This window comes from Bacillus thuringiensis, from assembly GCF_022095615.2.
In the GTDB taxonomy this organism is placed as follows: domain Bacteria; phylum Bacillota; class Bacilli; order Bacillales; family Bacillaceae_G; genus Bacillus_A; species Bacillus_A cereus_AG.
Map to the genome: position 1 here is coordinate 1484346 of NZ_CP155559.1, position 12360 is coordinate 1496705.

Here is a 12360-nt window from a genome sequence, read left to right on the forward strand (position 1 = left end):
GCATCTATGTTTCGCACAATGATGAGAGCGAAGTTACATCGCGCAACAGTAACAGAAGCAAATTTAAATTATGTAGGTAGTATTACAATTGATGAAAATTTAATGGATGCAGTAAATATTGTAGAAAATGAAAAAGTACAAATTGTAAATAACAATAATGGTGCCCGCTTAGAGACATATGTTATTAAGGGAGAACGCGGTAGCGGTGTTGTTTGTTTAAATGGTGCAGCTGCAAGACTTGTACAGCCGGGGGATAAAGTTATTATTATTTGCTACGGTTTAGTGGCAGAAGAAAATATTCATAAACAAGAGCCGAAAATTGCAGTATTAGACGATGATAATCAAATTATTGAAATGTTAGGTGCTGAAAAAGCGGGTACGATATTATAAGTAAGAAGGCTATCTCTATTACGGAGATAGCTTTTTTGCGTATCTTTTCATTAAGATGAGATAAAACGTGGTATAGTAACATTATATAATTTTGTGTTTGATAGGTAAGAAATTGAGGTGTTACATATATGAGTAAGCGTTATGTTGTTGTGGATTTAGAGACGACAGGGAACTCCTGGAAGGATGGGAAGGATAAAATTACCCAAATTGCAGCTGTTGTAGTGGAAGATGGAGAGATATTAGAGATTTTCTCATCTTTTATTAATCCGAAGAGAGAGATTCCGCCATTTATTACAGAACTAACAGGGATTGATGAGAGTATGGTAAAGCAAGCCCCGTTATTTCAAGATGTAGCCCCGATGGTTGTTGAGCTATTACAAGGTGCAGCTTTCGTTGCACATAACGTTCACTTTGATTGGAATTTTTTAACGGAAGAATTAAGGCAGGCTGGATATACAGAAGTACATTGTCCGAAAGTTGATACAGTTGAGTTGGCGCAAATTCTTTTGCCGACGGCTGATAGTTATAAATTACGTGATTTAGCTAAACAACATGAACTAGAGCATGATCAACCGCATCGTGCGGATAGTGATGCTCTTGCAACAGCGGAATTGTTTTTGCAATTTTTAAATGAAATTGAAAAGTTACCCCTTGTCACCTTGCAATCGCTCTATGAATTGAGCGATGTTTTTCAAAGTGATATAGCGGATGTACTTTCTGAAAATATTTTAAAGAAAATGATGCATGGTAAAAAAGCGGTAGAGGGGTATGAAGTGCATCGAAATATTGCGCTTCGAAAACGGAATTATGCTTTAAATCTCAGTGAAACATGTTCATCTAAATTTGATGCTTTCTTGCATAAGACAATCGATAAACTTGAATTGAATATGCCAAAGTTTGAAAAAAGAGAAAGCCAACAGATTATGATGAAGGAAATATATACAGCACTAAGAGATTCTAGGTTTTCACTCATTGAAGCGGGAACAGGAACAGGGAAGACTCTTGCATATTTACTTCCAAGTATTTATTTTGCAACGAAAAAAGAAGAACCTGTCATCATAAGTACCCAAACAGTACAACTGCAACAACAAATATTAGAAAAAGAAATTCCATTATTACAGAAAATAATGCCATTTTCATTTGAAGTAGCTCTTTTGAAAGGAAGAAAGCATTATCTTTGTCTACATAAATTTGAATATGCTTTGCAAGAGGAAGAGAAAAATTATGATATGGCGCTCACAAAGGCAAAAATTTTAGTGTGGTTATTGCAAACGGAAACTGGCGATCGTGATGAATTAAATATTCCTGAGGGCGGAAAGTTACTTTGGAACCGTATTTGTAGTGATGTACATAGTCCAGGCGGGATGCAAAGCAACTGGTATAGCCGTTGTTTTTATCAACGAGCAAAGAATAAAGCATTATTTGCAGATATCGTTATTACAAATCATGCGTTATTATTTCAAGATTTTTCAAGTGAAGAACCACTATTTGCTTCATGTGAACATATTATCTTTGATGAAGCTCATCATATTGAGGAAGCGGCGAGTAGAACATTAGGTGAACAGTTCTCCTGTATGTATTTTCAATTAGTTTTATCTCGTCTTGGCACGCTAGAAACAGATGATGTACTTTCTAAAGTATATAAAATGATGAAAAAATCAGAGCAAGCTTCTCGTTCGACTTTCCGTATGGTTAGTCATAGTTTAAAGGAATTGAAATTTGATGCGGATGAGCTATTCCAAATGTTACGTGCTTTCATCTTTAAACAAACAAAGCAGGAACAAGGGATAAGCAATATGCCACTCATTTATCGATATAACACGGAAGTAGAGAAAGGTAAGTTATGGGATAGCATTACCGAGATAACAAATCGTTTTGTATACGATGTAAGGAAATTATTGACTACACTTGAGAAGCAAGTTGATATATTGCAAAGTAAATTAGAATGGGAGATGCATGTTGTTACAGGTGAATTTATGCATTTAATTGAGTTGTTGAGAAAGATGGAACAATCTTTACAATTACTCATTTTAGAAAAAAATTCATACGTGACATGGATGGAGACTGAAACAAAGGGAACAATTCATTCAACAGTTTTATATGCACAGCCTGTTCATATTGGTGAAAGGTTTGCGGATGAATTTTTAACGCAGAAAAAGAGTGTTATTTTCACATCAGCAACGTTAACAGTAAACGATTCATTTGCTTATATAAAAGAGGAGCTAGGTTTACATGATTTTTCTCCAAATACATTACAGGTCCCGTCACCATTCCGTTTTGAAGAACAGATGAAATTAATGGTTTCAACAGATGTGCCTTTTATTAAGCAAGCAAGTAATGAAGAATATATTGAATCTGTGTCGGCTCATATTGCAAAAATAGCGAAAGCTACAAAAGGTAGAATGCTTGTTTTATTCACTTCGTATGAAATGTTGAAAGAAGCGTATACGAATTTGAAAAATGATGAGGAATTAGAGGGATATTTATTATTAACGCAAAGTGTGAATAATAAGAGCCGAAGTCGTCTCATTCGTAAATTTCAAGAGTTCGACAAATCGATTTTGTTAGGAACAAGTAGTTTTTGGGAAGGGATAGATATACCTGGAGATGCCCTTAGTTGTCTTGTTATTGTCCGGCTTCCCTTTACGCCTCCCCATCAACCGATGATGGAAGCAAAAGGAGAATGGTTAAAAAATCAAGGAGAAGACGTATTCGCTAAGTTAGCACTCCCGCAAGCAATACTGCGTTTCAAACAAGGATTTGGTCGTCTGATTAGAACAAGTACAGATACCGGAACGGTATTTGTGTTAGACCGTCGTTTGACAAGCGCTTCTTATGGAAAACGTTTTTTACAATCAATCCCAACTGTCCCACTTTATGAAGGCCCTTTAGAAGAATTATTAGAACAATTAAAGGAACGGCCAAATAAATAAAATTGGAAGAAAAATACGCCTGAAGTACATTTAAGCTTCAGGCGTAAAAAATGTGGGTAGGAGGAATTTTATTTTTCTTACTTCTTGTATACAAAATGTATTGGTTTTCGACTTGAAACCTTTTTTTGCAGTACATGTCCTGCTATAATAGATGGGTGATGAAGCAGGGGTTGTAAAGAATGTACTCTTATTGTAACCGCATTGCGTTCTTCTATAATTAGAAATTTTTGTGTAACGGAGGAGTTTTTTCATGGATAAGAAAATCGAAGTCCTATCAACGACGCGTCTTAAATATTCGTCTGACTTGTATAAAATCGTTGATAGTTTGAATCGTACGTTAAAAGAGCAGGACCTCATGTTCGGATTAGCATTAGACGAAAAAGACAAAGAAACAGCTGTATTTACGATTTACAGAACGTAGTGATACAATGAAAAAGTGGATCTTTGCAATCGTTATCGTAATCGTTGCTAGCGGAATATATGGGGCGTATGTTTATAATAAAGCAATGGAAAAGAAACTTCCTAAAGAGGCAAAATCTGTAGAAATTGCGAAAGAAAAGGCAAAGCTTATAAAAGTAAAATCTGTTGATTATTATAACGGAGAATCTTCATATACAGTCGTACAAGGTACAGATGAAAAAGGAGAGCAACTTATCGTTTGGGTGCCTGAGAAAAAAGGGGAAACAATAGTAAGGAAAAAGAGCGAAGGTATTTCTGAAAAAGATGCTTTACAAAGAACGATTGAACAAGTCGGAGATGAAAGTAAAGAATCAAAAAGCAAGCCGAAAGAAATTTTAAAAGCAAAATTAGGCTTTGAAAACAATATACCATTATGGGAAGTTACATATATTGATGATGAAAATCGTTATAGTTATTACTATCTTGCATTTAAAGATGGTCAGTTTTTACGACGATATAGCATTGAAAAATAGATGTAGGGGGAACTACAAATGAAATTAGCAAAGCGAGTAGCTGCTTTAACACCATCTGCAACTTTAGAAATTACAGCAAAGGCACAAGCATTAAAAGCAGAAGGTCATGATGTAATTGGATTAGGGGCAGGAGAACCTGACTTTAATACACCAGAACATATTATGGATGCTGCGCATAAAGCGATGTTAGAAGGACATACGAAGTATACACCAACAGGTGGATTACAAGCGTTAAAACAAGAAATTGTGAAGAAGTTTACTCGTGATCAAGGAATTGCGTATGATCCATCTGAAATTATTGTATGTAACGGTGCAAAGCATGCATTATACACATTATTCCAAGTATTACTTGATGAAGGAGATGAAGTTATCATCCCAACTCCTTATTGGGTAAGTTATCCGGAACAAGTAAAGCTTGCTGGTGGTAAGCCAGTTTATGTAGAAGGTCTGGAAGACAATGAATACAAAATTACAGCGAAGCAGCTGCGTGAGGCAATTACAGAGAAAACGAAAGCAGTTATTATTAATTCACCGAGCAATCCAACAGGAATGATTTACAGCAAAGAAGAATTACAACAGCTTGGAGAAGTATGTTTAGAACACAATATTTTAATCGTTTCAGATGAAATTTATGAAAAATTAATTTATGGTGGAGCAGAATATACTTCGGTTGCCCAGCTTTCTAATGCATTAAAAGAACAAACACTTATTATTAATGGTGTATCTAAATCTCATTCTATGACAGGATGGCGTATTGGATATGCAGCAGGAAATAAGCAGCTTATTAAAGCGATGACGAACTTAGCGAGTCATAGTACGTCAAACCCTACTTCAATCGCTCAATACGGCGCAATCGCGGCATATGCAGGCTCACAAGAACCTGTAGAAACAATGCGTCAAGCATTTGAAGAGAGATTAAACATTATTTATGATAAATTAATTCAAATCCCTGGCTTTACTTGTATTAAACCACAAGGTGCATTTTACTTATTCCCTAATGTAAAAGAAGCTGTAGCTTTATCAGGATATGAAAACGTTGATGATTGGGCAAAAGCTTTATTAGAAGAGGAAAAAGTGGCTCTTGTACCAGGTACAGGATTTGGTGCTCCAAATAACGTTCGTTTATCATATGCGACATCTCTTGAACAAGTAGAGAAAGCATTAGAACGCATTCATACGTTTATGAAAAGTAAAGTGAAAGCTTAATTGTATATTTTATTAACGCAATACAAAAAACCTTCCTATATAATAGGGAGGTTTTTTTGACGAATTGTGGCAAAAAGAAATAGCGAAAGGTGTGTTATACTAGAGAGCGAGGTGTTTGGTGATGAAAAAGAAAATGATGTTACAGTGGTTTGAGCAGGGAAGCATTGCAATTCCAAAATTACTTATGATGCATTATAAAAAATTAGGGTTAAATGAAACGGAATTTATGGTTGTACTTCATGTACACACATTTTTAGAATCGGGCAATACGTTTCCGACTCCGTCAGAGATTTCAGAACGGATGACGATTACTGAAATGAAATGTATGGAAGTAATTCAGACATTGATTCAAAAAGGTTTTTTATCATTAGAAGGTGGACAAAAATCAGAAGCGATGATGTGTGAAAGTTATTCTTTACAACCGCTTTGGGAAAAAATATTGCATTTCTTAATGAATGAATCAATAGAGGAAGAACAAAAAGAAGTAAAACAATTGCAAGTAAATTTATATACAGTATTTGAAAAAGAATTTGGAAGACCACTTTCTCCATTTGAATGTGAGACGTTGGGAATGTGGGAAGATCAAGATCAACATCATCCGAATTTAATTCAAGCGGCCCTCAGGGAAGCTGTAATGAGTGGTAAGCTTAATTTCCGATATATTGATCGTATTTTATTTGAGTGGAAAAAGAATGGTATTAAAACAGTAGATCAAGCCCAAAACCAAGGACGAAAATTTAGAGAAAATCAACAACGAACGCAGCAAACGACAAAACAAGAGACGAAATTTACTGGGAAAGTGCCTTTTTATAATTGGTTGGAGCAGTAATGTAGGAGGAAGTATATGTTAAATAAAACGCAAATTCGCTATTGTTTAGACACAATGGCGGATATGTATCCAGAAGCACATTGTGAATTAATTCATGAAAATCCGTTTGAACTAGTAATCGCGGTAGCATTATCTGCACAATGTACAGATGCACTTGTAAATAAAGTGACGAAAAATTTATTTCAAAAATATAAAACACCAGAAGATTATTTAAGTGTTTCTCTAGAAGAGTTACAACAAGACATACGTTCTATTGGATTGTATAGAAATAAAGCAAAAAACATTCAAAAATTGTGTCAGATGTTGCTGGATGATTATAACGGAAAAGTCCCAGAAGATCGTGACGAGCTGACGAAATTACCAGGAGTAGGGAGAAAAACAGCAAATGTAGTTGTTTCGGTAGCGTATGGCATTCCAGCAATTGCTGTTGATACACATGTAGAGAGAGTGAGTAAACGGTTAGCGATTTGTAGATGGAAAGATTCAGTGTTAGAAGTAGAAAAGACATTAATGAAGAAAATTCCGATGGATGAATGGAGCGTTACACATCACCGTATGATTTTCTTTGGACGTTATCACTGTAAAGCACAACGACCACAATGTGAAGAGTGTCGCTTACTAGAAGTATGTCGTGAAGGAAAGAAGCGAATGAAGGGGAAATAAAGGATGGAGCGAGTTATAGAAATACCGAAAGAGTTTCGGTGCTTACCATTTTTTAAAGAAAGTATAAATTCGGTTGCGTATCATACAGAACAATCTTTTGAAGAAATAATACAACGTACTTACTTTATATATGATATGGAAAGACAAGATGAGCCGTGGAGTGAAATTGAAAATAGTATTCCTGTACTGTTGAAAGTATGGAAAAGTAAGCATGAAGACATTGCTACACTATTTCGAAACAGAAATAAGCAAGAAGCTGAAGGTCCAATGATTCTTTTTGCTGCACATTTGTTATCGATTGTATTTTGGTTAAATGAGCAACCTGTTCATAGTTTGAATGAAATGGAAGCTCATACGAGTAAATTGGAAGTACAACCAGTTAATTTTATGGAGCGCTATTCGTTCATTATAAAGAAACCGAATAATTATCATTCCTATATTCAGTTAGTGCAGTTGTATATTGAAATAGAAAAGCTATATGTAAAGAAAATGATAACAAAAAAGAAGTCCTTTTCTCGTTAAGAGAAAGGACTTCTTTTTTTGTATTAAGACTCTGTTGTAACAACATTTCCGTCTGCGTGAGGTGTATCTCCTCCGGTATTTTGTTGTTGTTCTTGTTGCTTGTGTTGTTCTTCTTCAGCTTTTTTTCTAGCAGCCTCTTCTTCAGCTTTCTTTCTAGCAGCTTCTTCTTCGGCTTTCTTTCTAGCGGCTTCTTCAGCAGCCTTTTTCTGAGCTTCTTCTTGTTGTTTACGTTGTTGTTCTTGTTGCTGTTGTTGCTGTTGCTCTTGTTGTTTACGCTGTTCTTCAGCAGCCTTTTTCTGAGCTTCTTCTTGTTTTAGTTTATCTTCATTAGCTTTTTTCTGAACTTCCTCATCAGCTTTTTTCTTAGCTTCTTCGTCAGCCTTCTTCTTAGCCTCTTCTTCAGCTTTCTTCGGGTCTGGAGTTCCGCCAGGTGCAGTGAAGGATGCACCAACTGCAGGGCTTGTTCCAGTGCCTTTTTTCGCTACTACAGAGAAGCTGTAAGTAACGCCTGGTTTAATACCACCAAGAGTAGCGTTCGTACCACTTATTGATAGGCTACCACTTGAACCGTCAGTAGCTTTATAGCTTGCTGCATACGCATCAACTTCTGCTGGTCCAGACCAGTTTAGTGTAACTGTGCTAGCGCCATCGAAAGTAACATTAAGACCACTAGGTGCATCTACTTTAATTTGTTTAATTGCATCTTTTTTCGCACCTTTTACGTATAACTCTCCGTTTATTTCTTGTACAGAAGAAGGACGCTCGAAACGAGATTTATCTGTAGCGAATTTGCTCATCATTACTTGGAACATTTGTTGTGCAATTCTAGTAGAGCGATCACCAATGTAATTTTCTGGACTATCTTTTTCGTAACCAGTCCAAACAGCCATTGTATATTGTGGTGTATATCCAGCGAACCAACTATCTCTGTTTGCATCAGCTGGAATACCATATTTTTTAATAACGTCTTCATCAAAGTTTTGTGTTCCTGTTTTACCGGCTACGTCAACACCAGAAACGTATGCTGTTGGACCTGTACCACCAGAACCAGGTTTTACTACGTCACGAAGAACGTCAGTAACCATGTAAGCTGTGTAGTCTTGCATCACACGTTGTTCTTTCGGTTTAAAACTTTTCTTTTTCCCGTCGGGGAAGATGACTTCTTTTACGAAGTGCGGTTTATTATAGTTACCATTATTACCAAAGGCTGCATATGCACCTGCTAATTGTAACGGAGAACTATCGTTACTACCAATTGCTGTTGATTCATATGTTTTGCCGTCTTTGAATGTCATACCCAAGCCTTCAGCAAACGCTTGGGATTTAGGAAGCCCAACCGCTTGAGCTGTCTTTAAAGCCGGGATGTTTAATGATTTTTTCAAAGCTTCACGTAGTGAAACGTCACCTTTGTAACTATTTGTTGCATTTCGTATTTTTTTACCATTGGAATACGTATACTCTGAGTCATTTAATTGATGGTATGTAGACCATTGTAAATTCTCAATTGCTGGACCGTAGTCGAAAATTGGTTTCATTGTTGAACCGACTTGGCGTTTTAAATCAGTTGCCATATTATGACCTTTGAAAGTAGATCTACTTTCTTTACGCCCAGCTCCAATTGCTCGAACTTCTCCAGATTGTGTATCCATAAATACGAATGATCCTTGGAATTGATCGTTCGGATACTTAATAAGGTTGCCATCCATAATTTTTTCAGCGTAATCTTGAGCATCTTGATCAAGTGTTGTATGAATCGTTAAACCATCTGAACCGATATTTACATCGGGATATTCTTTTTCAACTTCTGATACAACAGCATCTAAAAATGCTTGATACTTCATCTCAGTGATTTCTGAAGACGCTTGAAGACCTTCAGTTACAGGGATTTTCATCGCGTTATTCATTTCATCTTTTGTTATATAACCATGTCGATTCATTAAGGATAATACGACGTTACGACGTTGTGTAGCTCGTTCAACGTTGTCTTTTTTTGTTGGATCATAAATATTAGGACCTTGGGGTAAACCAGCGAGCATTGCAGCTTCATGTAACTGTAAGTCTTTTAAATCTTTGTCATAATATTTTTTGGCTGCTGTCGCGATACCGTACGAACGGTTACCTAAGTTAATCTTATTTAAGTACATTTCTAAAATCTCATGTTTAGAGTATTGTTGCTCTAATTTGTAAGATAGGTACCATTCTTGTACTTTTCTCTTTGCAGTTTTGTCCATCGTTAGAAAATAGTTTTTGACTACTTGTTGTGTAATCGTACTACCACCTTGAGATCCGAATCCTCCAGTGACATTTTCCATAACTGCTTTTGTAGTTCGTTTAAAATCAATTCCATTATGATCATAGAAACGTGAATCCTCAGTTGCAAGGAATGCATTTTCAACTACTTTTGGAATTTGATCATACGTAACGTGGGTTCGTTTTTCAGCACCGTACTCATAGAAAAAGTTCCCATTCTTATCAAGAAACTTTGTTGATAAAGGATTGACAAGTTTTGATTTGTCTAATTTTGGAGCGTCCTTCACCATAACAAAGAAAGCGGAAACGCCAGCTACAAGACCAACGATACCAAGAAGTAGACAACCTATAAGGAATTTTTTAAAAAAGGAGCCTTTTTTCTTTGGTTTTTTTTCTTTATTTGTTTCTTGCTGTTGATTTTTCACATGATTTCGTTCTGTACGAGAACGATAATTATCTGACATTATACTTTCTCCTACCTTTCATTCTCTCCCCCAAAAGTCGAAAAAAGAGCCTTAGTGATGACTCTATCACGAAAAATAAACCGTGTCTAGTACACGGATATAATCAATCCGAGGGTGATAACCGCATGATAATAAGGATCCATGCTCTTCTATTTCTTCTTTCGTAATCGATTTCCGTCCACCAGTATTTTGACGATTCCAAAATGCAATAATATGTTTTGCATCTAATAAATAAAGTTCATCAAAAAGTGTAAATTTAATAATAACAAATGCAATTCCATTATGAGCGATTACTTGCTTCATATGTTCAATTTGATGAAGGTGGAAGTTTTGAAGTGGAAAGCTGGTTTTATTTTTTGTCTCTTTCGCTTCAAAATCGATGTATTTCCCTTTATATACACCGTTGTAATCTGTTGTAGAAGGTTGTTTAAAATACGCTTCTTTTACCACTGCAGCACTTCGAGCGGGGTAATCTACTTTTACAATTTGAAGAGGTGTCGGTTTTTTATGTACACATGCAATATTATGGGTTAGGTAATATTCATTTGTTTCATTCAATTCCTCTTCAAGGGACATACCTCTATTACTATAAGTATGTTTTTTAATTGGTGTTTTATGAGGTTTTGAAGCTTGATTGTACCGTTTTCCATTTGGGTAACGAATGGTCATAGTGTGTCCACTCCCAACTTGCTAAGAATTACTTACAAAGGTGATTATAACAAAAAATGAAAAAAGATGTGACCTTTTTGAAGAAAGGTATGATGACTTGTTCATGTTTACATGGAATGATTATAGAGAAATTAAACAATATCGTAAAAATATGGTTTGCACAGAAGAGGAAAAAACAATCGTTTACAACATTAAGAAGGAAATAGAAATAGCTAATATGGATAACATTTCTCGTACACAGTCTTATCAAGAATATTATGTAAGAAACAGTGAAATCAGGTGGGCCTTTTTAGCGAGCATGGTTTCGAGAAATGCGGGATGGAATATGACTGATTTAAAAGGGAGAGATTATGCTACTGTTTTACCTCAATCAGTAAAACAACATTTGTTTCTAACGTATGAAAAAGCGAATTGGATTATTTTTTTAGATGCATTTCCTCAGTTGCTGTTATATGAAGAAAGTAAGAGGAGACAGGTGCCACTATTCTATTTGTTACAATATTTCAACGTATCAATTTTCATGGAAAAAGAATGGATATATTTTTGGGAGAAAAAAGATATAAATAGGCTTATGATAGCGCTTATTATAAATGAACAAAATAAAATTCAAAAACCAGTTATTGAGAATACATATTTTAAAAAACATGTATTCCATACAGCACTTTTTAAATTGCAAGAAATGCTTCATATTAGTGCTGTTATTTTTCCAACCGTTGAAGGGGGGATGTATGGTTTTTCAGTTTATCAATTCGAAACGTTACAAAAGCGTATAGAACTAGGGAAGAAATTAGCAGATTTACTGTTTCATCCGAATTATAAAAGTTTATTCCATAGGTTTGCATTGCAAACTATACACACAGGATCGAGAGCAGATTATGAATATTATGTAAGAGAAGCTAGGGAATCCTGTACGCCAGCCCTTAGAGAGGTTTATCCTGTCGTTGCACATAAGGAAATAAGTATGAGGGATTGGTTTTGTAGAGATACGGAAATAAATGAGCTGTTTTTACTGGAAGAGTATAAAGGTGAAGTTGATATAACAGAATGGTATAAAAGAAAGAGGGAGCAAATCTATGTTGCTTCTATCATAAATCGTTTTGTTAAAAGGATGGATGAGTTCGTGATATAATAAAAAAGAAGTCCCGTCTTCATTTATGAAGACGGGACTTCTTAATGTGAAGTAGTCCTGCCAAGTATGCGGAAAATTTAATCTCAAAACTTAATGAACATAAGAGATTAAGGATGCTTCAGAAATTAGCTTTTTATAAAAGTGCTAAAGTTACACTTTATGTAGCAGGGAAGTTTGGACCATCTAACTTTGGATTGCCAGTCTCGGGTTTATTTTGTTTGTTTTGTTTTTTCTTTTTTTCGTTTTTGTCCTTTGCCATTTTCATACACCTCCTTTTTGTATTGTTACCATTTCTATAAATGACATACAAAATGATTTCTTTGACGAATAACAACTAGTTTTGTCATGTGAGCAGGAGTGAGGAGTCATTCGG

12 protein-coding genes are annotated in these 12360 nt (G+C 35.5%); 9 read left to right on the plus strand and 3 right to left on the minus strand.

Annotated features, from left to right (window positions below; translation table 11 throughout):
- Positions 1 to 6: 6 nt before the first annotated feature.
- The 8 genes from panD to KZZ19_RS07760 all read left to right on the plus strand — a co-directional run bounded on the left by panD (position 7) and on the right by KZZ19_RS07760 (position 7475).
- Entirely contained in the window at positions 7 to 390 is a 384-nt protein-coding gene (panD, locus tag KZZ19_RS07725) for an aspartate 1-decarboxylase (RefSeq protein ID WP_237981876.1), read from the plus strand.
- A 128-nt stretch (positions 391 to 518) separates the two neighbouring features.
- Positions 519 to 3323 (plus strand): ATP-dependent DNA helicase DinG, encoded by a 2805-nt coding sequence (dinG, locus tag KZZ19_RS07730; protein WP_237981877.1) that lies wholly within the window; start codon positions 519 to 521, stop codon positions 3321 to 3323.
- Between the two features lie 250 nt (positions 3324 to 3573).
- Positions 3574 to 3744, plus strand: a complete 171-nt coding sequence (locus tag KZZ19_RS07735) for a YpmA family protein (protein WP_000358354.1) — start codon at positions 3574 to 3576, stop codon at positions 3742 to 3744.
- Positions 3745 to 3751: 7 nt separating this feature from the next.
- On the plus strand, positions 3752 to 4255 hold the full coding sequence (locus tag KZZ19_RS07740; RefSeq protein WP_237981878.1) for a DUF5590 domain-containing protein: 504 nt from the start codon (positions 3752 to 3754) through the stop codon (positions 4253 to 4255).
- An 18-nt stretch (positions 4256 to 4273) separates the two neighbouring features.
- Positions 4274 to 5461, plus strand: a complete 1188-nt coding sequence (aspB, locus tag KZZ19_RS07745; protein WP_237981879.1) for an aspartate transaminase AspB — start codon at positions 4274 to 4276, stop codon at positions 5459 to 5461.
- Between the two features lie 121 nt (positions 5462 to 5582).
- Positions 5583 to 6290, plus strand: coding sequence for a DNA replication protein DnaD (dnaD, locus tag KZZ19_RS07750; protein WP_088095800.1), 708 nt, complete (start codon positions 5583 to 5585; stop codon positions 6288 to 6290).
- Between the two features lie 15 nt (positions 6291 to 6305).
- Positions 6306 to 6953, plus strand: coding sequence for an endonuclease III (gene nth, locus KZZ19_RS07755; protein WP_088095801.1), 648 nt, complete (start codon positions 6306 to 6308; stop codon positions 6951 to 6953).
- Positions 6954 to 6956: 3 nt separating this feature from the next.
- Complete coding sequence (locus tag KZZ19_RS07760; RefSeq protein ID WP_088095802.1) at positions 6957 to 7475, plus strand: YpoC family protein; 519 nt, start codon at positions 6957 to 6959, stop codon at positions 7473 to 7475.
- A 23-nt stretch (positions 7476 to 7498) separates the two neighbouring features.
- Here the strand turns inward: KZZ19_RS07760 and KZZ19_RS07765 are convergent, their stop codons facing one another.
- Complete coding sequence (locus KZZ19_RS07765) at positions 7499 to 10189, minus strand: PBP1A family penicillin-binding protein (RefSeq protein WP_237981880.1); 2691 nt, start codon at positions 10187 to 10189, stop codon at positions 7499 to 7501.
- A 66-nt stretch (positions 10190 to 10255) separates the two neighbouring features.
- On the minus strand, positions 10256 to 10858 hold the full coding sequence (recU, locus tag KZZ19_RS07770; RefSeq protein ID WP_237981881.1) for a Holliday junction resolvase RecU: 603 nt from the start codon (positions 10856 to 10858) through the stop codon (positions 10256 to 10258).
- A 103-nt stretch (positions 10859 to 10961) separates the two neighbouring features.
- Here recU and KZZ19_RS07775 point away from each other — a divergent pair, with 103 nt between their 5' ends.
- Positions 10962 to 11987 carry a DUF2515 domain-containing protein gene (locus KZZ19_RS07775; RefSeq protein ID WP_237981882.1) on the plus strand — a complete coding sequence of 342 codons (1026 nt, stop codon included), beginning with the start codon at positions 10962 to 10964 and terminating at the stop codon, positions 11985 to 11987.
- A gap of 157 nt (positions 11988 to 12144) precedes the next feature.
- Here KZZ19_RS07775 and KZZ19_RS07780 read toward each other — a convergent pair whose 3' ends face one another.
- Positions 12145 to 12321 (minus strand): phage portal protein, encoded by a 177-nt coding sequence (locus KZZ19_RS07780; protein WP_172555552.1) that lies wholly within the window; start codon positions 12319 to 12321, stop codon positions 12145 to 12147.
- Between the last annotated feature and the right edge of the window lie 39 nt (positions 12322 to 12360).

Coding starts and splice junctions, on each gene's coding strand:
- panD (WP_237981876.1), top strand. CDS start 7: ATGTTTCGCACAATGATGAGAGCGAAGTTACATCGCGCAACAGTAACA.
- dinG (WP_237981877.1), top strand. CDS start 519: ATGAGTAAGCGTTATGTTGTTGTGGATTTAGAGACGACAGGGAACTCC.
- KZZ19_RS07735 (WP_000358354.1), top strand. CDS start 3,574: ATGGATAAGAAAATCGAAGTCCTATCAACGACGCGTCTTAAATATTCG.
- KZZ19_RS07740 (WP_237981878.1), top strand. CDS start 3,752: ATGAAAAAGTGGATCTTTGCAATCGTTATCGTAATCGTTGCTAGCGGA.
- aspB (WP_237981879.1), top strand. CDS start 4,274: ATGAAATTAGCAAAGCGAGTAGCTGCTTTAACACCATCTGCAACTTTA.
- dnaD (WP_088095800.1), top strand. CDS start 5,583: ATGAAAAAGAAAATGATGTTACAGTGGTTTGAGCAGGGAAGCATTGCA.
- nth (WP_088095801.1), top strand. CDS start 6,306: ATGTTAAATAAAACGCAAATTCGCTATTGTTTAGACACAATGGCGGAT.
- KZZ19_RS07760 (WP_088095802.1), top strand. CDS start 6,957: ATGGAGCGAGTTATAGAAATACCGAAAGAGTTTCGGTGCTTACCATTT.
- KZZ19_RS07765 (WP_237981880.1), bottom strand. CDS start 10,189: ATGTCAGATAATTATCGTTCTCGTACAGAACGAAATCATGTGAAAAAT.
- recU (WP_237981881.1), bottom strand. CDS start 10,858: ATGACCATTCGTTACCCAAATGGAAAACGGTACAATCAAGCTTCAAAA.
- KZZ19_RS07775 (WP_237981882.1), top strand. CDS start 10,962: ATGTTTACATGGAATGATTATAGAGAAATTAAACAATATCGTAAAAAT.